This is a genomic window from Schaalia sp. lx-260 (assembly GCF_021083645.1).
GTDB lineage: Bacteria > Actinomycetota > Actinomycetes > Actinomycetales > Actinomycetaceae > Pauljensenia.
The window spans coordinates 44,693-65,375 of the sequence record NZ_JAJNRQ010000005.1 but is presented as its reverse complement, the minus strand read 5'-3'; the positions used below and the strand labels follow the sequence as shown (position 1 = coordinate 65,375).

The window sequence follows — 20,683 nt, the reverse complement described above, 5'->3', positions numbered from 1 at the left end:
TGCGTCTATTCGCACGTGAGTAATGAAAGGGCTATTCGTGGACCAGCTTGTACAGCAATACGCTTTCCCTTTGATGTTGGGTGTTTTGCTCATCTTCATGTTGTTTTTCTCTAGTCGTTCCCGCAAGAAAATGCTTGCCCAGCAAGCTGAACGTGATCGTAAACTTCGGGAAGACCTTGTCCCTGGAATGTGGGTGAAAACCGCATTCGGTTTTTGGGGTCGTTTCGTTGATTTTGACGGCGACGTTGTTGTTCTTGAAACTGCTGACGGGACAGAGACTTACTGGGATCGCGCGGTTGTACGGGAAATAGGTAATCCTCCATTCGCTTCGGTTCAAGAAGTTGAAGAAACAGAAGAACCTGAAACCCAAGAAGAAGACGAACAAGTCCTCGGCCTCGATAATGATTCATCGACCGGAATTGAGAAGTAGTTATACGTGTCCCTGCGTGGGAACATCTGAAAGCAGAATGACAAGTGGCTATTAAGAAACGCCGTCCGCTCCGTTCTTTGCTGGCGCTTGCCTTACTTGCTGGTGTAAGTATGGGCTCGCTTATTGTGGGGAACGTGACCAATCATGGGGCATCTTTTGTCCCTTCTCTTGCCCTTGACCTTGAGGGCGGTACCCAGCTGATCCTGACTCCGGTATCAACAGATAACTCGTCACGTCAGGTAACTGAAGATGATATTGCTGAGGCCATTAACATTATTCGTTCGCGTGTGGATGCTTCCGGCGTAGCGGAGGCTGAAATTACCTCGATGGGTTCTGACAACATTGTTGTTGCCATTCCGGGTACTCCTTCGCAAGAAACTCTTGACCTTATTCGTTCATCTTCACAGATGAATTTCCGTCCAGTTTTGAAAATCGGTCAAGCCGTGTCAGTTCAACGACCGACAACGCCTTCTGCTGAAGCCGGGCAGTCGGATTCTTCTGCACAATCGGGTCAATCATCTGAAGACGCACAGTCTGCGACAGATGAGCAATCTGGTGATCTGAGTGCTTCAGAAGGAAGCGACCAGTCTGCGCAGGAAGCACAGTCCGGCGACTCTGCGGCTTCGGGTGAAACTGCTCAGTCAGCAGAAGCTGACAACAGCCAATCTGCTCCTCAGATACAGCCCAATGTTCTCAGCGAAGAAGAAGCGAAAACTTTAGCTGATGCAAATAAAGACGGTGAACTGTCAGATGCACCTGCGACGACTCCTGAAAATAACTCAGATCTAGCATGGATGACAGAAAAAGTTACCTATGACTATCTCACTTTAGATTGCGGCGCAAAAGGGACACGTACAGAGGCAGCGGCAGATAAGCCTTACGCGGCCTGTAACGCAGAAGGCACCTTAAAGTACATTTTGGGTCCTGTGGATGTGAGTGGTTCGCAACTGACAACTGCTGCGGCCGCAATGATTACAAATAATCAGGGTCGCAGTACAGGTGAATGGGGCGTTGATCTGCAATTCAATGCTGAAGGCACAACAAGTTTTGCCGAGGCATCTGAACGCTTATACGGTTTTGCTTCCGCTGATTCTCAGGGAGGCGCAGCTTACGTAAAACCTGACCGCAACCATTTTGCTGTCGTTCTTGACGGTAAAATCATTACCGCACCAAGTATGAATGCGGTCATCAATAATGGTCGAGCACAAATCAGTGGATCTTTTACCGCAACATCAGCGAAGTCCCTTGCTAATCAGCTGAACTTTGGTTCATTGCCATTGAACTTTGAAGTCCAATCCGAGCAGCAGATTTCAGCAACATTGGGTTCTGAACACCTGCAAAAAGGTATTTGGGCGGGTCTGATTGGTTTGCTGTTGGTGGTTGCGTACATGGTATGGCAATACCGTGGTTTGTCAGTGGTTTCAGCAGGCTCATTGCTGGTGGCGGGCGGATTAACCTATCTTGTCATTACTTTGCTGTCGTGGACTATGGGTTACCGTTTATCTTTGGCTGGTATTGCTGGTTTGATTGTTGCTGTGGGCGTGACAGCAGACTCGTTCATCGTTTACTTTGAGCGTATCCGAGATGAAGTTCGTGATGGTCGTCCTCTTGTTGCTGCTGTTGATGAAGGATGGCAACGCGCGAAACACACCATCATTGTTTCGGATGCGGTTAACCTTGTGGCAGCCGTTGTCTTGTACGTTTTGGCTGTCGGTGGCGTTCAAGGTTTCGCATTCACCTTGGGTGTGACAACTATTGTTGACTTAATCGTGATCTTCCTATTCACACACCCGATGATGGAGCTTTTGATTCGTACCCGATTCTTTGGCTCAGGCCATAAGCTTTCAGGTTTGGACCCAGAGCACTTAGGTGCGACATCTGCAGCTATCTATGCTGGTCGAGGCCGTATTCGTGTAAATCGGGGCGCACAGGAACAACGGATGGCCGTTGAAGATGCTCAGGAACGTCCTCTGTCCATTGCAGAACGCCGATATGCAGAGGAAAAACGACAAGAAGCTTTAGAAAAAGAAGCAGAACAAACGTCTGAAACCTCGACCACTGAGGGTGCTACTCAAACAGATGATGGTTCAGTCGAGGAAAAGGAGCAGAACCGATGATGAGTTTCGCTCAATGGGGTAATGCCCTGTACTCGGGAAAGAAATCCTACCGAATTGTCGCTAACCGCAAAGCCTTCCTGGGGGTTTCCGGTATTGTTCTCCTCCTTGCTTTGATCTTCACGGCTGTTTTAGGTATCAAAGGATCCATTGAATTTACCGGTGGTTCCCAGTTCACTTTGACAGGTGTTGCTGATATCAGCCAGCAAAAGGCTTACACAGCTTTAGAAGCAACCGGTCACGACTCAAATGCGCGTGTCTCAAGCGTAGGTAGTGACGGTATCCGCGTGCAGACAGACTCTTTAGATTCGGTTCAAACCGCTGCCGTACGTGATGCTTTGGCGCAGGCATACGGTATTGAGAGTTCAGAAGTGCAGTCCAGCTCGATTGGTCCTTCCTGGGGTCATGACGTGACTGCAAAAGCACTGAAATCGCTCGTGATCTTCCTTGCTTTGGTTGCTTTGTTGATGGCTGTGTACTTCAGGTCATGGACGATGTCGCTTTCTGCGATTGTGGCATTGCTGCATGACGTGGTGCTTACTATTGCTTTCTTTGCGGTGGTTCGTGTCGAGGTTTCTCCTGCAACAGTGATTGGTTTCCTCACGATTTTGGGCTACTCGCTATATGACACGGTGGTTGTTTTCGACAAGGTTCGTGAACTTACACAAGGACTGACCGACCAAAAGCGTTTCACCTTCGCTGAACTAGTGAACTTGGCAGTCAATCAGACAATGGTGCGTTCAATTAACACCTCTGTTGTTGCTTTACTTCCCGTGGGTTCAATTTTGCTGATTGGTTCACTGCTTTTGGGTGCAGGAACTTTGACAGATATTTCTTTGGCTTTATTCGTCGGTATGATCGCAGGTACCTACTCGTCAATTTTCATTGCTTCGCCACTTCTGGTGACCTTTGAAGAACGCCGTACCCGGACCAAAGAACACACTGCCGTTGTTGAAAAAGAACGCGTTCGTCATGCCCAAGGTGAGGAAGGAACGGAGTCAGATCCATCCGTGCGCGTCGCACCACTGCAACCGGGACACCACTTGGGACGTTCAGCGCAGCCTCAAAGGAAGAAGCGGAAACGATGAGCAGTGTTCTGAGCGAAAAAGTAGGAAAAATCCTCACCGATAATTTACGTGAAATTCAGGATTTTCCTGAACCGGGTGTACTTTTCCGCGACATTACACCTCTGCTAGCTAATGGTCCGGCTTTTTGTGAACTCATTGAGCAATTCGCTGAGTATTACCGTGGTCGTATTGATGCAGTTGCGGGCCTTGAATCCCGAGGATTCATTTTGGCAGCGCCTTTGGCAACACGCTTAGGGATCGGTATGCTGACCATCCGTAAAGCAGGGAAACTTCCTGGTCCTGTTATTGGTGTGGACTACGATTTGGAATATGGTTCTGCCCGTATGGAATTGCGACCGGATTCAGTCACTCCTGGGCATCGTGTTCTTATCCTTGATGACGTTTTAGCAACCGGGGGAACTGCCGCGGCTTCAGCTCAGCTTATCCGTGAGGCCGGTGCTGAAGTTGTGGGTATTACCGTCCTTTTGGAGCTAGCTGGTCTTGGAGGTCGGCAACGGCTTGAAGGCGAAAATGTTGAATCAGTTGTTGTGCTCTGACCTGAATAATGGCACATGGCACACAAAATGACTGCGAAAGTCTAAAATGAGGTAATGACTGATCCTCATATGCAACCAACGACACAAGCGACCCGTCCTCCTGCGGCTGGGTCGCTTGTGCGTTCTGGGCTGATGTGGTTTGGTAATCGATCCCGTACAACAGCTCCAGAAATTGAACCTTTGGTTCGTGCTTTACGGGCAAACCACCCGAAAGCTGATGTAGGACTCATTGAACGCGCCTATGCAACAGCGGAGTTGCATCATCGTGGGCAGATGCGTAAATCAGGGGAACCCTACATTACTCATCCCGTTGCTGTAGCAACAATTCTTGCTGAAATGGGAATGACGACTCCTACACTTGTTGCCGCCTTATTACACGATACAGTTGAGGACACCGATTACACGGTGGAAGAACTGACAGCAGATTTTGGCGAGGTAATCGCGCAGCTTGTTGATGGAGTGACCAAACTCGATAAAGTACGTTACGGTAGCGCTGCTCAGTCAGAGACTTTGCGTAAAATGGTTGTGGCGATGAGTCATGACATACGTGTTCTCCTCATCAAATTAGGTGATCGTTTACATAACGCTCGCACCTGGCGTTTTGTTTCTGCTGATTCAGCAAAACGTAAAGCTCAAGAAACTTTAGAAATATATGCTCCACTGGCTCACCGCCTCGGTATGAATATGATTAAGTGGGAGCTTGAAGAACTTTCATTCAAAACCCTCTATCCTGAAATTTACGAGGAAATTGATCGACTTGTTCATGAGCGTACGCCACAGCGTGAAATATATTTACGAGAGGTAATTACCCAGATTGAAGGGGATTTACGGCACTCAGGAACACAAGGAACTGTAACTGGCCGTCCAAAGAATCATTACTCGATTTATCAGAAAATGATTGTTCGAGGTAAAGCTTTCGATGAAATCTACGACCTTGTGGCAGTGCGTGTTCTTGTACATTCTGTAAAAGATTGTTACGCGCTTCTTGGAGCACTTCACGGTCATTGGAATCCTATTCCAGGGCGTTTCAAAGACTATATCGCCATGCCGAAATTTAATTTGTACCAGTCTTTACATACGACTGTGGTCGGTCCTGGCGGTAAACCTGTTGAAATCCAGATTCGTACATATGAAATGCATGAACGCGCCGAACATGGCGTTGCTGCACACTGGAAATACAAGCAAAATCCGAATGCTACTTCGGGCGATACTGACCGAATGAGTGCTACTGAACAGATGAACTGGATGCGGGCACTCGTTGAAATGGAACGGGAAACTGGCGATCCGGAAGAATTTCTTGACGCATTACGTTATGAAATTGCTGGTGATGAAGTATATGTTTTCACGCCTAAGGGTGAGGTGATTGTTCTGCCGGCAGGGGCAACACCTATTGATTTCGCCTATGCAGTTCACACTGAGGTAGGACACCACACTGTCGGAGCAAAAGTGAATGGGCGACTAGTTCCTTTAGAATCGCGCCTGCAGTCAGGCGAAACCGTTGAAGTAGTGACATCAAAATCTGACAAAGTAGGCCCTTCACGGGACTGGTTAGTTTTTGTTGCTTCACCGCGCGCGCGCTCAAAAATCAAAGCATGGTTCTCAAAAGAACGTCGTGAAGAAGCAGTGGAAACAGGTAAAGAGCACTTGGCTCGTGCGATGCGTAAACAGAATTTACCTTTACAGCGTCTCATGAATCATGAATCTTTACTTTCCGTTGCTAATGCTCTGGGATTGCTCGATATTACTGCGCTATATGCATCAATTGGGGAGAACCATATTTCGGCTCAAAATGTGGTATCGAAATTGGTGGATAACCTTGGCGGAGATGACGGGACAGAGGAAACACTTGCTGAGGCTGTTATTCCGAGTGCAGCGAAAGTACGTGCGCATATATCCTCCACATCAGGGGTGAGCGTGCGCGGAATGAATTCAAATGAAATTTGGGTGAAATTAGCGAAGTGTTGTACTCCAGTACCTGGTGATGAAATTGTGGGATTCGTTACTCGTGGTCAGGGCGTATCTGTGCATTGTGCCAGCTGTGTGAATTCTGTACAGCTCATGAAAAATCAGCCGGAGCGTTTTACAGATGTTGCTTGGGATACGGAACGTCAAGGAGTGCAGTATCTTGTGCAGATTGAAACTCGGGCATTAGATCGCCCAGGTTTGCTTTCTGATTTGACGAAAGTACTGTCAGATCATCGGGTAAATATTCTGACAGCAAGTACAGTTACTTCACCCGATCAGGTGGCGAGTGCGCGTTTTGCTTTTGAATTAGCTGATATGGCTCATCTGAAAGCCGTCCTTGCAGCATTGCGTCGCGTTGATGGTGTGTTTGAAGCTCAACGTTTAACAAGTCCTGCCACACGTCGTCATCAGATCTCAAACATATGACGATTTCGTCCACTAGGTGTTATCTGTTTTCTGCAGCATGAATAAAGCCGTAGGATAGTCCTGTGCCGTAGGTGGCATGAGCGTACACATAAGGTGCGCACCGCGCCGAACCTTTCGAGGTTCTATCGATCAAAGGAACATCGTGACTGACTCGACCAATGAGCTCCACGCTGAAAATACTTCTGAGCCTACACAGGCTGCTTCATCAGCGAATTCTCCCGTCTCGCAACCTGCTACTGAAAGTGCTGCACCACAGTTATCTGCTGCGGAAACCTCAGAATTTGGTCGGGTGGATGAAGCAGGAAATGTTTTTGTTCGTGATGGGGATGCTGAACGCCAGATTGGAGCATACCCTGACGGTCTGCCTGAAAACCCATTAGGGCTGTACTTGCGTCGTTTTGAGTCACTTGAAGCAACAGTTAAGTTGTTTGAAGATCGTCTTGCCACACTTGCGCCTAAAGAAATAGATCAAACGCTGGCAACGTTACGTGAATCCGTTATTGAGCCTGCTGCTATCGGTGATCTCGTTGCTTTGCGTGCCCGTGTGGAAGCAGCTGCTGAGCGCGCACAGGTACGTAAAGAACAAGCACGTGAAGAACGCCGCTTAGCCAAAGAAGCCGCATTGCGTGAACGTACTGAATTAGTGGAACGTGCAGAAGCTATTCTCACCCAAGATCCTCACCGTATGCATTGGAAGCAATGCGGCCAAACCCTGCGTGAGCTCTTAGACGAATGGAAGAATCTGCAACGTCGTGGCCCACGTTTAGATAAAGCAACAGAAGATGCGCTGTGGAAACGTTTCTCGGGTGCGCGAACACAGTTTGATCGCCAACGTCGTCAGTTCTTCTCTGCTTTGGACCAAGCTCAGACGGATGCGAAACGTGTGAAAGAACAGTTGATTGCTGAAGCTGAAGCCCTTCAAACGTCAACAGATTGGGGAGCAACAACTGCTGCCTATCGTACGTTGATGGATCGCTGGAAAACAGCTCCTCGTGCTTCTCGTAAAGAAGATGACGCATTATGGACTCGTTTCCGTGCAGCTCAGCAGGTATTTTTTGATGCTCGTCGGGCAAAAGATTTAGCGACAGATTCTGAATATCGTGAAAATCTTGCTGCAAAAGAAGCTCTTTTGATTGAAGCAGAAGCACTACTACCTATCAATGATCTTGAAAAGACAAAAGAACAGCTTCGTCAAATTCAAGAACGGTGGGATAGTGTGGGCCGTGTTCCTGCAGCCGATCACTCACGTATTGACCATCGTTTACGTGCAGTCGAAGATGCTGTGCGCGCTGCTGAAGAACACGAATGGCGTCGAACAAATCCTGAAACACGTGCGCGTGCAGAAGGTATGCTCGGACAGCTAGAAGAACAAATTGCTCGTCTGGAAAAAGATTGCGAAGCCGCGCGCGTTGCAGGTAATTCCTCAAAAGAAAAAGAATTATCTGAAGCTTTAGCTACGAAGAAAGCGTGGCTTGACCAGATTCGTTCATCAATGGACTGACATGCGTCTGCATATCATCACTTCGCCGTACTATGCGGCAAACTCGTTGGTGATTATTCCGCAGCCATTAGAGGGAACAGCCCCTCATGCTGTTGTTGTGGACCCATCAGCAGGAATTCTTCCTCAACTGAAAGCCACACTGGAGCGTGAGGGTGCTGTTCTGGCGGCTGTTTTACTGACGCATGGGCATCCCGATCATGTGTGGGATTGTGCGCGTGTTGCTTCCTGGGGGCCCGCAGAAAAACAAGTTCCTGTATGGATTCCAGGGCCTGATCGTTATCGTCTGGTTGACCCGGCAGCATATGTGAACAATATGCCTGCGGGAATTGAATTAGATGAGTGGGCTTGTCCTGATGACCTGCGTGATTTCCCCGCAGGGTCATGTGAACTGATTCCAAGTTTATGGATGAAAATGTTACCTGCTCCAGGGCATACCGAAGGATCGGCACTATTCCTCGCGCACAGTGATCTGGACGTATATGCTGACGGGCAGCTCATAGCTTCCAGTGAATTGCCTATTCCGTGGGCTTTAAGCGGCGACGTGATTTTCTCGGGTTCTGTGGGTCGTACTGATTTACCTGGTGGTGACGAAACTCAGATGCGACATTCACTGCGTACAATTTCCCATGCTGTTGATCCTCGAACCCTTTTATTCCCCGGACATGGACCTGCAACAACCTTGCAAGCCGAAATTGACACGAACCCATATGTAACGCGCGCCCGACGTATCGGGTAAATATTTATTCGTCGTGCTTTTCTGTGTGTTGATATGCGCATTGGAATGGAAAAGCACCTGTATCCCGTGAAACAATAGGAAAATGGCACGTACTTCTCTTTCAGGTTTTCCCGAATGGCTCCCCGAAGGACGCATCGTTGAACAATACGTCCTCGATCACCTTCGCCGCGTTTTTGAACTACATGGTTTTGCGGGGATTGAAACTCGTGCCGTTGAAACCCTTGAGCAACTGGAAGCAAAAGGCGAAACCTCAAAAGAAATTTATGTTTTAGAGCGACTGCAAGCTCTGAAAGCTGCTGAAAACGGTGAACGGGTCTCCTCACGTGAGCGACGTATGGGATTGCACTTTGACTTGACAGTTCCTTTTGCTCGGTATGTCGTTGAAAATGCTAATGAATTAGATTTCCCTTTTAAGCGGTACCAAATTCAGAAAGTGTGGCGAGGCGAACGCCCTCAAGAAGGACGATTCCGTGAGTTCACGCAAGCAGATATAGATATCGTGGGACTAGGGGAGCTGCCTTTTCATTTTGAGGTGGAAGCGCCACTGATAATGGGTCAGGCGCTTTCTTCACTGCCAATTCCGCCTGTTCGCATGATGGTGAATAATCGTAAAATCGTTCAAGGCGTATGTGAATCTTTAGGCGTGACAGATATTGAAGCTGCCTTACGTGGCCTCGATAAATTAGACAAAATTGGTCCTGAAGGAGTGCGTGAGGAACTCGTCAAAGTTGGTATCACTTCCGAGCAGACTGATGTTTTATTGCGCATGGCTTCTATTACAGGAGAAGATCCTCAATCTGTACGTCAGCAAGTCAATGAATTGTGTCTTTCCAATGATTTACTTGACGAAGGTTTAACACAGCTGTGTGAACTACTGGAAATTGCTGGGCAGCGTTTACCTGGGGTCATTGAAGCGAATCTGAAAATTGCACGCGGTTTGGATTATTACACGGGTAGTGTTTATGAAACCGTTGTGGTTGGGCACGAAGATTTAGGTTCAATTTGTTCAGGCGGTCGCTACGATTCCTTGGCTAAAGATGGGAAACGCGTGTACCCGGGCGTGGGAATGTCAGTTGGAGTGTCGCGTTTAGTCTCGCGTATGCTGTCAGCTCCGATGGTCCGTGCAACACGTCGAGTGCCTACTGTTGTTCTTGTTGCAGTCAATGATGAAACTGATCGTTTCCGTAGTGACGCTATTGCATCTGGCTTGCGTGAACGAGGAATCAGCGCGGATGTTGCACCGCAGGCAGCAAAATTTGGTAAGCAAATTAAGTATGCTGATAAACGGGGGATACCATTTGTATGGTTCCCAGGTAACGACGGTGAACCTGATACGGTGAAAGATATTCGTACGGGCGAACAAAGTGCTGCTGACATTGAACAGTGGGAGCCGCAGCCTTGCGACCTCCACCCTCGCGTATTACCAGTGAACTGACAGGTGCGTGAGACAAACGGAGCATATGTATCTGCAGATATTTTGCGATGTAAAGCTCAAATCAGTGGGAAAAAGAGTGCATGTGAGGTCGGGCGTGCACTCCGCCAGCGGCATATATGAAAGGCGTAGCCAATGCCCGAAAAATCCCACACACGTTCATCTGGTCTTGCTATTCTCATACGCGCGAGCGGTCCATCTTTTCTCTTGAGCGCCGCTATCGGCCGTTTACCTGCAGCGATGATTCAACTGGGAATCTTACTGGTCGTAACAACAGCGGTACACAATTTAGGGTTAGCTGGAATGACCGTTGCAATGATCGGTATTGGTACAGCTTGCGGAGCTCCAATTATTGGGCGACTTGCGGATCAGAAAGGCCCTTTACGAGTCATATCGGCTGCTTTAATCATTCAACTTCTGGCTTTAATGCTTCTATGGTGTGCTATTGGCTGGCATATGTCAGATGTTCTTCTTTTATGTGCAGCCGCTCTTGTCGGCATGGCGAATCCGCAAATCGGTTCTATTGCTCGCGCATTATGGTCTGATCTTGCACATACACGCGCTGAAACGGTTGAGCATCCTCGTTTAATCCGCACAGCAATGGGATATGAAACAGCTATTGACGAGTTATCTTTCGTTTTTGGCCCCACAGTATCGGGCCTGCTTGTAACCTTATGCGGTCCGCTACACACAGTTGCCATCCTCGCAGTGATGACACTAATTGGTGAAGGTTTTTTCATTTTCTGGCTTGCAATCCATCGATCAATGTGGGCTCCTAATGGATACTCAACAAAACATGCGAATAAAACCACGGGAAATCCTCAATATGATTCGCAAAGTACCAGCATCACTTCCGCTGACCTTCCTGTAACCAATGGATTAAAAGCACCTATGCCATGGCTGCAACTTACCCCTTATTTTGCCAGCATCATATGCGTCGGCATGGTTTTCGGTAGCACACAAACAGCTTTGACAGCGATTCATACCGCACGTGATACACAGATTCTTACTGGACCTATCTACGGTGCTATGGGACTGACATCAGCATGTGCAGGTTTTTTAATTCCAGCCCTGGGAATACGCTCACGCACAAAATTTATTGCAGGAGGCCTCATAATCGCTCTGGGAGAGGCCTCTATAGCGTTCCTTCCTGCAGACAGCATTATCCTGTTGCTCATTTTATGTATCGGTATGGGAGTCGGTACAGTTCTTGTCAGCGCATATGCCAGTGTTGAACGCTTATCAACACGCGGGTGGGTCACAAGTGCAATGACTATAGGAGCAACGTGTGTGGTCCTTGGAGTATCTGCAGGAAGCGCCGCAACAGGATATATCGCCAAAACCTTATACCGTGCCCCCGCAATTGCATGCGCAGCAGGTCTTTTCATCGTGGCACTGCATATAACGCTAGCCCTCACATCACGACAAGGGAAAACACAGGAAAAAGACTTCCCGCATACGTGATAAGTCAACTTCATGCAGATAATTTTTCACCCGTAAAAACGGGAAAATATGAGCTATATCAATGACGGTGAGGCAATTCACCGCATTTTGTGACAGCTTTGCGGTAAGCAGAGGCTAGGCTTATATGGCGATGAGGCGCAGCCTTTTGTGATGGTATCTGGCAAAGCCAGTGTTGTTGTGCAAGAAGTGAAGGCCGCGCTGAAGGTCACCTATTGACCCGGTCTTGCTTTTGCTGGACTTCGAAAAAACACTGACACATACAGAGGATATTTGTGCCTACTACAGATCAAGATCTGGAACTATTCGACGAAAAAAATACTGTCGATATGGATGAAATGATGGAATCCGCTGACGAGGAACACCTCGAAAATACTGAATTCCACGAGTATGAAAATGACGATACAGTCATTGATGAAGAACTTTTCGATGAAGATGAGGACGAAAACGACCTCACAGAAGATGAAACACAAAATCAAGCAGGCCCTGCTTTTGCTGATCTCGGATTACCGGATGAACTCCTTTCAGCAATTACACGTATGGGATATGTGACCCCGACACCAATCCAGGCTGAAGCTATTCCAGCCCTTATGCGTATGCGCGATGTTGTTGGAATCGCGCAAACCGGTACGGGAAAAACTGCTGCCTTCGGTTTGCCTTTACTTTCAGTAGTAGACGCTGATGAGAAAGCTGTTCAAGCACTTGTCCTTGCGCCGACACGTGAACTTGCCATGCAATCAGCGCAAGCCATTGAATCCTTTGCTTCAATGACACGTGGTTTAGATATTGTTCCCGTGTACGGCGGATCTGCTTATGGGCCACAAATTGGCGCATTAAAACGCGGTGCGCAAGTTGTTGTGGGCACTCCGGGACGTGTCATTGATCTGATTGAAAAAGGTGCTTTAGACCTATCTTTCGTTCGTATGCTCGTGCTTGACGAAGCTGATGAAATGCTGCGCATGGGTTTTGCAGAAGATGTAGAAACCATCGCGGAATCTGTTCCCGACGAACGATTAACAGCCTTATTTTCCGCCACAATGCCCGCAGCTATTGAGCGAGTCGCACAGACGCACCTCAATAATCCTTTGCGTATCGCTGTGTCAGAAGAATCATCCACAGTGGACACCATTGAACAGACCTACGCGGTCGTTCCCTACAAACATAAGATCGGCGCATTGGCTCGTGTTCTTGCGACCCGCACACAGAATATGGCTCATGAAGACGCCGATGCTGCCATTGTATTTGTGCGTACTCGTATGGACGTAGAAGAAATCTCTTTAGAGCTTTCTGGACGCGGTTTCCGTGCAGCAGGGATTAGCGGCGATGTAGCGCAAACTGAGCGTGAACGCATGGTTGAACGATTAAAAAATGGTTCCCTTGACGTTCTTGTTGCCACCGATGTTGCTGCACGTGGCCTCGATGTGGAACGTATCGGACTCGTGGTGAACTTTGATGTGCCACGTGAACCTGAGGCCTATGTGCACCGTATTGGTCGTACAGGTCGAGCAGGGCGTGAAGGTCGTTCCCTGACATTTTTTACTCCGCGTGAGCACGGGCGTTTGCGTCGTATTGAACGGCTAACAGGGACCCCGATGCAAGAAGTGCAGATACCTTCGCCAGTGGCTGTATCAGAATTTCGTGCCCGCCGTATCCTCGATACCGTGAATACACGTATTGAACGTGGACGTTTAGATTTGTACTACTCCTTACTGAATGAAATACATGACGCTACTGAATTGGATGTCTCTGATATTGCAGCTGTTTTGTTAGCTCAAGCAGTAGGCGATGAAGGGCCAGAACCTCGTGTGCGTAAAGACCGTCGCGGTGATGGTCGTATTCGCCGTGAAGAAGAAGTAGATGAGGCCGGCGAATTTGTTGGAGCTGTTTTTGAAGTGGGACGCGATAAAGATCGTCCCCTTAAAGGTGGTAAAGATGGAGCACGCCGTCGCGGTGGCGCTCGTGCGCTATCTGGGACAGGGCGACGCTACCGTGTAGAAGTAGGCAAAAAAGACCGCGTAAAACCAGGCGCTATTGTGGGTGCTATTACAGGTGAAGGCGGTTTAGCAGGTTCCGATATCGGTAACATTGAAATCTACCCGACTTTCTCTTTGGTTGAGATTGCTGGCGACGTTTCATCATCCGCCTTGGGGCGAATCGCAAAAGCCCGTGTGTCAGGTCGTGCTTTACGTATCCGTGAGGATGAAGGTCCGCAATCTGCTCGTCATTTTGATACAGAACGTCATTCTTCACGAGGCGAACGTGGGCGCCGCGGTGAAAGTCGAGAGTACTCAGAGCGTGGTCGCCATGATAGGTCTGAGCGTGGGTACCGTGGTGAAAAAGGATCCAATTTTGATCGGCGTGATGGGCGCTACGACAGGTCTGAGCGGCGTGATCGCTTAGCGGGCGAGAAGTATTCATCTCGTGGAGATCGTCGTTTTGGTTCTTCGCGCGGTCGTTCACGCTGACAGATATACCTCTCTACCTTAAAAATCATCTCTCGCCTTTGTGAGGATGGGAACGGAAGTGTCGCTTCGCGTATCAGCGCTATGCGGCACTTTCGTGTTGAGGGTGAGGGTAGGGATACGCCGCTATGCGCGGTGGAGAGCAGAAACGGTATCTGCTCGGAAACGGTACGCTACGCATGTGGCACTGACACTGACAACGAACAGTAAAACGCATGCCGGTAAATACTCAGGTCCACCTACGGGAATATGGGTGCCCCATAGTGCCAGAATTAATGACGCAATTGCCATGAAAACGGCTGCGCCAGCAGAATCAGCAACTTGAAGCCATGATGAGACTTTTCCGTGTTTTTCAGGTGGAGTGACAGCAAGAGCAAGGACAGAAATAGTTGAATGCATCAGGCCAACACCTGCCCCTGCAAAAAGCCAACTCACTAGCGCTGGCCAGATTGGAGCGCCTGGCCACGCTAAAACAAGGAAAGGGATAACTCCGATACTGAGTAAAAGAGTACCGACGAAAGGTAAACGAGCACGCCAACGCGGGTTTCGGATACGTGACTGAATGGTGGATCCTGCTGCCCAGGAGACTGCGCCAATAGTAACAGCGATGGAAGCGGCATCAGCTGACCAAGCGTGAACATGCTGGAGCAAGAGCGGCAGGAAAGCTGTTGCCCCCATTTCAGCTCCCATAGCGAGCAGACGGGTCAAAATTAAAGAAGGAAGTCCTGAGCGTGCGCGACATGTGCCGCGGGGAAGCAAACGAGGGAGAACACCGATTGTGAGCGCTAAACCGAATACGGTAAGCAAGTAAGAAAGTAAACCAGAGGTGGCCCCCGAAAGTTGTAAGGCGAGAACACCTATCCCGCATCCACAAGACATGAGGGTGAGAGAAAAAAGCAGAGGGTTTTTCTGTTTTTCACCTGTGTTCAGGTGACGAAGAACCTGAATAAGAGGAAAAAGAGCGAGCAAACACAAGAAAGGAACTGCGCCAAATACAGGCCGCCATCCGATATGTCCTGTTACCCATCCGGCAATTCCTGGCCCGATAAGGGAAGGTAAAACCCAAGCTAAGGAAAAACCTGCAAATACGGTAGGTCGATGCACGTCCTGAACGAGAGCGCCGATAAGGACGTAAAGGGGGACAATAACGAAACCTCCACCGCAGCCCTGAATAATCCGCCCGATGACAAAAAGCAGAATATGCCCAGATAATGCGCATAAGGTAAGACCGAGGACGAATAAGCCCATACCGAGTATGAGAACAAAACGAGGACCACGAGAGTCACTCAGCGCGCCGGCGAGGACAGTTGCTGACAGCTGCGCAGCTAAAGCAGAACCTGTCGCAACAGAAAACCATGTGTGTGCTCCAAGCTCTTGAACAACTGTTGGCATAGCGGTGGTTGTTGCTAATGCTTCGAAAGCATTCAAAGTAATGAGGATGACAGAGCCAACGAGCAGCATGATTTCTAGGCGATTCCATGCAACTTTCTGTGTTTGATGCTCAGAAGTATGTATTTCTGTATTTTTGAGGTTTTTTTGCCTGTTTTCTGTTTGTGAGGAGTCATTGTGCCGAGGGTTTAATGGGCGCGCTGAATCATCATGTGAAGAAAAAGGCATGAGTTGATTGTTTCATTTACTGTAAAAAAATGCATATTCTGCTGAGAAACGTGAAAAAGATCCTCATGTGAAGGCGGACGGGTAAAAAGATTTCCTTGATGCTGTGCACAAAAAATGGAAGATACGTGCAGGCAAAGTAGAGGATAGGCGCATGTGAAAGTTCATAGATACTGTCCTCCTAGCGATATGAGCCTGAAGCAACGTAATATATGTGCTGCCGCCGCCTGTCTCGCGGATGGTAATGAAGAAAGGAAAAACTGTGCTACGTACACATGAGATCGGTTCACTTGGACTGGAATCTGTTGGACAGACCGTCACCCTTACTGGTTGGGTTGATCGTCGTCGCGATCACGGAGGAGTTGCTTTCGTTGATTTGCGTGATGCATCAGGTATTGTTCAAGTTGTTGTTCGTGATGAGTCAGTTGCACACGAATTGCGTACAGAATTTGTTCTGAAAGTAACTGGCGAAGTAATGGCCCGTCCTGAGGGAAATGAGAATACAAAAATCTCAACGGGTGCCATTGAAATCATGGGTGATGACATTGAAATCCTCAATACATGCGCACCGTTACCTTTCCAAATTTCTGCACATGCAGAAGATACGAATGTTGGTGAAGAAACACGTTTACGTTACCGCTATCTTGATTTGCGCCGTGAAAGCGCGCAGCGTGCCATACGTTTACGTTCACAGGTATCACGAGCTGCCCGAGATACTCTTTATGAGCATAAATTTATTGAAATTGAGACTCCTACACTGACTCGTTCTACTCCTGAAGGTGCTCGTGACTTTATTGTTCCTGCGCGACTATCTCCAGGTTCTTGGTACGCTTTGCCGCAGTCCCCGCAGTTGTTCAAACAAATGCTGATGGTGGCCGGTATGGAACGCTACTTCCAAATCGCCCGTTGTTATCGTGATGAGGATTTTCGTGCAGATCGTCAGCCGGAATTTACCCAGCTAGACATTGAAATGAGTTTCGTTGACCAAGATGATGTCATTGCTGTTGCTGAAGATGTCCTGAAGAATGTGTGGGCACTGATTGGTTATGATTTACCGACACCATTGCCGCGTATAACCTACGCAGAGGCTATGGAAAAATATGGCTCAGATAAACCTGATTTGCGTTTTGGTTATGAGCTTGTAGAACTGACCGAGTATTTCCGCGACACGTCTTTCCGTGTATTCCAAGCCCCATATGTCGGTGCAGTTGTCATGCCAGGAGGCGGCTCGCAGCCTCGTCGTACTTTCGATAAGTGGCAGGAATGGGCGAAAGCTCGTGGCGCTAAAGGACTGGCATATGTCACTGTGGCCGAAGATGGTACTCTTGGTGGTCCTGTTGCGAAGAACATTACAGAAAACGAACGTGAAGGTCTGGCAGCTGCGACAGGCGCGCAGCCAGGAGACTGTATTTTCTTTGCTGCGGGAGCACCTACACCTGCACGGGAACTTTTAGGTGCTGCTCGACTTGAAATCGGTAAGCGATGCCACCTGATTGACCCGGATGCTTGGGCTTTCACATGGGTTGTTGATGCACCGCTCTTTAAGCCCACAGGTGATGCTGAAGCCGAAGGTGATGTTGCCTTGGGACACTCTGCATGGACAGCAGTACACCATGCTTTCACATCACCGAAACCTGAATGGTTGGATACTTTCGATCAAGACCCCGGTAATGCCTTGGCTTACGCTTACGACATTGTGTGTAATGGCAATGAAATTGGTGGCGGTTCTATCCGTATCCATCGTCGTGATGTGCAAGAACGTGTCTTTGATGTGATGGGTATTGGAACTGAGGAAGCGCAAGAACAATTCGGCTTCCTTTTGAATGCTTTCAAGTATGGCGCACCGCCTCATGGTGGCATTGCTTTTGGTTGGGATCGTATTGTTTCCTTGCTGACAAAGTCAGATTCAATTCGTGATGTGATCGCATTCCCCAAGTCTGGTGGTGGCTATGACCCATTGACAGAGGCACCGGCCCCTATTACGCCTCAACAGCGTAAAGAAGCAGGTGTGGATGCAAAACCAAAGAAACGCGGTGAGGAAAGCGAAAAGAATCAGGAAAACTCACCTAACGAATCTGCCGAGTAACGGTGCAGATATATGACAGACACATTTTTCATCTGCCCGGCATCACGTAGCCGTAACAGATGAATATGGGAGGGTTTCACGGTTCTAGGCGTTCCCTTAGAATGTGGACGCTGTTACTCATATCTGTGTTTTAGGCTGTGAGGGCGTGATTTCGACAGTGGATCGGGGTCATGCCCTCAAGTCCTTCGTGGATGCGATTGCTGACGCGCCAGTGAAGGTGTTTTTGAACGCCCTTATTGATAGCTGAAACAGATATGTGTATGCGAAAAACAGACAAAACGAAGAGAGCTGAGGCACACTGGATATATGTCGTACGTTGAGATGCATCCAGTAAATCCTCAGACTCGTTTTATCTCTCAAACCGTGGAAATACTCAAAAATTCTGGGACAATCGCTTTACCCACAGATTCGGGATATGCGATTGCCTGTGCTTTGGGAAATAAAAGCGGTATGGATCTGATTCGTCAGATTCGTCGTCTTGACGATAAACATAATTTTTCACTTTTGTGTCATTCATTTGCTCAGATTGGTGAACTTGTCATCCTTGATAATTCTGAATTTCGAACAATTAAGGCATTAACACCAGGACCATATACTTTTATTGTTCGTGGCACTAAAGAAGTTCCTCGTATGACCCTCAATAAAAAGAAACACACAGTCGGGATACGTTTACCTGAGCATGTGATTACGCAAGAAATTCTTCGCGCATATGGGGCGCCACTGGTAAGCTCAACCCTCATTATGCCTGAAGAAACAGAGCCGCTGTGTGATGGCTATGAGGTGGAAGATCGTATTGGGCATCAGGTGGATCTTGTGATTTCTGCGCCTGTCGGAAGTAGCGAGCCGACAACAGTGGTGGATTTTACTTCGGGGAGCGTTGAAATTGTCCGTGTTGGTGCGGGAGATATTTCTTTATTTTCGTAAAAAGGAATCAGGTGTGGGAGGGAAGTATCTTTCTTGCATATGAGGTGTTTTACGTACTCGCTGCGCCCGTAGGGGAGGAATTTCACCTGATAGAGCATGTTCCCCCTCGGGAGAATACTCAGTGATGAAATCTACGACATTATTGTAAATTCACGTAACGAAAATCTTGGTCGAAAAGTAGCGTCTGATGTGGGTGTTCAGATCCAGGAGCCTCACATGGTTGCGTGAATGTGTTAGAAAAACATGCGAAATAGCTTTACTGATGGAGCGATGACGATACTTCAGTGGTGACACATTATTAAAGGTCTGCAACGCAGATAACGTAGATACTGCATAAATAGCATCAAGCAATATATGGTGAAGTGGCATGGGGATGTTCCATTGATAGATGGAAATAGTTTGTGAGTACAGCGCGAGTAGGAGATTAAGTGGATCTTTTTGAAAGCCAGGGAGTAAATGAATCTGGTATTCCTGCTTTTTCTTCGCAGGCTCCCTTAGCGGTGCGTATGCGGCCACGGACAGTAGATGAAGTTGAGGGGCAACAGCATCTTTTGGAACAAGGAGCACCTTTACGTCGCCTTTTACAACCTCAAGGAACAAGTAGTGCAGCGCTTTCATCCGTGATTTTGTGGGGTCCTCCAGGGACAGGAAAAACAACGCTTGCCTATTTGGTGGCCCGTGCAGGGCAACGTTTCTTTGTGGAGCTGTCGGCAGTCAGTGCAGGGGTTAAAGATATACGCGACGTAGTTGCTGCGGCGAAACGTCGTATCGCCGCGACAGGACAAGAAACTGTCCTTTTCGTTGATGAAGTACATCGTTTCTCTAAGTCACAACAGGATGCTTTACTGCCGTCGGTAGAAAACAGGTGGATAACACTCATCGCAGCTACAACGGAAAACCCCTCATTTTCCGTTATTTCACCTTTGCTTTCACGTTCTTTATTGCTCACACTCCACCCTTTAGGTGCGCATGATATTGAAGTGCTTTTAGAACGTGCTTTAGTTGATGAGCGTGGTTTGCAAGGAAAATGGTCTTTAACTGAAATGGCACGTGAAGCACTTATTCGTCTTTCAGGAGCTGATGGGCGTAAATCGCTGACTTTGTTGGAAGCTGCTGTCGCTGCTGCCAGTGAAATGGATGCAACAACAGTTGATGTGGAACATGTGGAAGCTGCAGCTAATCATGCGCTTGTACGGTGGGATAAAGACCAGCACTACGATGTGGCATCGGCTTTTATTAAATCAATGCGTGGTTCTGATGTGGATGCGGCTGTACATTATTTAGCGCGGATGATTGAAGCAGGGGAGGATCCGCGTTTTATTGCTCGACGCGTGATGATTTGTGCGGCAGAGGATGTGGGGATGGCGGCTCCCGAGGTTTTATCGCTGACTGTTGCTGCGGCTCAAGCGGTCGCTATGATCGGTATGCCGGAGGCTCGGATTTTACTTTCTGAGGCAGTTATTGCTGTTGCTACTGCACCTAAATCAAATGCCGCCTACCAAGCGATTGATCGTGCGCTCGCAGATATTCGTGAAGGAAAAGGCGGTCCAGTTCCTTTACATTTACGTGATGCCCATTACAGTGGTGCCCGTCAATTGGGTCATGGTCAAGAATACGTGTATGCGCATGATGCTCCTCATCACGTGGCGGCACAACAGTATTTACCTGATGACCTCTTAGGGCGCAGGTATTACGAACCTACAGCAAATGGTAATGAGGCAATGCTCACTAAGCGTGTGCAGATGCTGAGAGACTTACTTGATATGCGTTAGACTACTCGGGTTGCAATGTACATAGTGTCGCTATGTGTGTTGCCTTCCCTGGGGCCGTAGCCGAAAGAGAAATCTGGGAGTTGGCTCCGTGCCAGTGGCACAAGGCTGCTGACATGACATAAGGAACAGGAAAGGT

14 protein-coding genes are annotated in these 20,683 nt (G+C 48.3%); 13 read left to right on the top strand and 1 reads right to left on the bottom strand.

What is annotated here, in order from left to right; all coding sequences use genetic code 11:
- Positions 1-37: 37 nt before the first annotated feature.
- From LRP57_RS07175 to LRP57_RS07130, 10 genes are all read left to right on the top strand, one after another.
- Positions 38-430 carry a preprotein translocase subunit YajC gene (locus LRP57_RS07175; protein ID WP_231205855.1) on the top strand — a complete coding sequence of 131 codons (393 nt, stop codon included), beginning with the start codon at positions 38-40 and terminating at the stop codon, positions 428-430.
- A gap of 44 nt (positions 431-474) precedes the next feature.
- Positions 475-2,547 (top strand): protein translocase subunit SecD, encoded by a 2,073-nt coding sequence (gene secD / locus LRP57_RS07170; protein ID WP_231205854.1) that lies wholly within the window; start codon positions 475-477, stop codon positions 2,545-2,547.
- On the top strand, positions 2,544-3,632 hold the full coding sequence (secF, locus tag LRP57_RS07165; RefSeq protein WP_231205853.1) for a protein translocase subunit SecF: 1,089 nt from the start codon (positions 2,544-2,546) through the stop codon (positions 3,630-3,632). The genes secD and secF overlap by 4 nt, the downstream gene beginning before the upstream one ends.
- Entirely contained in the window at positions 3,629-4,168 is a 540-nt protein-coding gene (locus LRP57_RS07160) for an adenine phosphoribosyltransferase (RefSeq protein WP_231205852.1), read from the top strand. The genes secF and LRP57_RS07160 overlap by 4 nt, the downstream gene beginning before the upstream one ends.
- A 54-nt stretch (positions 4,169-4,222) precedes the next feature.
- Entirely contained in the window at positions 4,223-6,559 is a 2,337-nt protein-coding gene (locus tag LRP57_RS07155; protein ID WP_231205851.1) for a RelA/SpoT family protein, read from the top strand.
- A 142-nt stretch (positions 6,560-6,701) separates the two neighbouring features.
- On the top strand, positions 6,702-8,060 hold the full coding sequence (locus LRP57_RS07150; protein WP_231205850.1) for a DUF349 domain-containing protein: 1,359 nt from the start codon (positions 6,702-6,704) through the stop codon (positions 8,058-8,060).
- 1 nt (position 8,061) lies between these two features.
- Positions 8,062-8,796 (top strand): MBL fold metallo-hydrolase, encoded by a 735-nt coding sequence (locus tag LRP57_RS07145; protein ID WP_231205849.1) that lies wholly within the window; start codon positions 8,062-8,064, stop codon positions 8,794-8,796.
- A gap of 82 nt (positions 8,797-8,878) precedes the next feature.
- Entirely contained in the window at positions 8,879-10,231 is a 1,353-nt protein-coding gene (gene hisS, locus LRP57_RS07140) for a histidine--tRNA ligase (RefSeq protein WP_231205848.1), read from the top strand.
- 132 nt (positions 10,232-10,363) lie between these two features.
- Positions 10,364-11,692: an MFS transporter gene (locus LRP57_RS07135; protein WP_231205847.1), complete on the top strand. Its 1,329-nt coding sequence runs from the start codon at positions 10,364-10,366 to the stop codon at positions 11,690-11,692.
- Positions 11,693-12,027: 335 nt separating this feature from the next.
- Positions 12,028-14,154 carry a DEAD/DEAH box helicase gene (locus tag LRP57_RS07130; RefSeq protein ID WP_442984717.1) on the top strand — a complete coding sequence of 709 codons (2,127 nt, stop codon included), beginning with the start codon at positions 12,028-12,030 and terminating at the stop codon, positions 14,152-14,154.
- A gap of 123 nt (positions 14,155-14,277) precedes the next feature.
- Here LRP57_RS07130 and LRP57_RS07125 read toward each other — a convergent pair whose 3' ends face one another.
- Positions 14,278-15,768, bottom strand: coding sequence for an MFS transporter (locus LRP57_RS07125; RefSeq protein WP_231205846.1), 1,491 nt, complete (start codon positions 15,766-15,768; stop codon positions 14,278-14,280).
- A 259-nt stretch (positions 15,769-16,027) separates the two neighbouring features.
- Between LRP57_RS07125 and aspS the strand changes: the two genes are divergently transcribed.
- From aspS to LRP57_RS07110, 3 genes are all read left to right on the top strand, one after another.
- The gene (gene aspS / locus LRP57_RS07120; RefSeq protein WP_231205845.1) at positions 16,028-17,851 is read left to right on the top strand and encodes an aspartate--tRNA ligase; all 1,824 of its coding nucleotides are present in this window, start codon (positions 16,028-16,030) and stop codon (positions 17,849-17,851) included.
- A gap of 306 nt (positions 17,852-18,157) precedes the next feature.
- Entirely contained in the window at positions 18,158-18,775 is a 618-nt protein-coding gene (locus LRP57_RS07115) for an L-threonylcarbamoyladenylate synthase (protein ID WP_231205844.1), read from the top strand.
- A 428-nt stretch (positions 18,776-19,203) separates the two neighbouring features.
- Complete coding sequence (locus LRP57_RS07110; protein WP_231205843.1) at positions 19,204-20,547, top strand: replication-associated recombination protein A; 1,344 nt, start codon at positions 19,204-19,206, stop codon at positions 20,545-20,547.
- The last annotated feature ends 136 nt before the right edge of the window (positions 20,548-20,683 follow it).

Coding starts and splice junctions, on each gene's coding strand:
- secF (WP_231205853.1), top strand. CDS start 2,544: ATGATGAGTTTCGCTCAATGGGGTAATGCCCTGTACTCGGGAAAGAAA.
- LRP57_RS07160 (WP_231205852.1), top strand. CDS start 3,629: ATGAGCAGTGTTCTGAGCGAAAAAGTAGGAAAAATCCTCACCGATAAT.
- LRP57_RS07155 (WP_231205851.1), top strand. CDS start 4,223: ATGACTGATCCTCATATGCAACCAACGACACAAGCGACCCGTCCTCCT.
- LRP57_RS07145 (WP_231205849.1), top strand. CDS start 8,062: ATGCGTCTGCATATCATCACTTCGCCGTACTATGCGGCAAACTCGTTG.
- hisS (WP_231205848.1), top strand. CDS start 8,879: ATGGCACGTACTTCTCTTTCAGGTTTTCCCGAATGGCTCCCCGAAGGA.
- LRP57_RS07135 (WP_231205847.1), top strand. CDS start 10,364: ATGCCCGAAAAATCCCACACACGTTCATCTGGTCTTGCTATTCTCATA.
- LRP57_RS07130 (WP_442984717.1), top strand. CDS start 12,028: ATGATGGAATCCGCTGACGAGGAACACCTCGAAAATACTGAATTCCAC.
- LRP57_RS07125 (WP_231205846.1), bottom strand. CDS start 15,768: ATGCCTTTTTCTTCACATGATGATTCAGCGCGCCCATTAAACCCTCGG.
- LRP57_RS07115 (WP_231205844.1), top strand. CDS start 18,158: ATGTCGTACGTTGAGATGCATCCAGTAAATCCTCAGACTCGTTTTATC.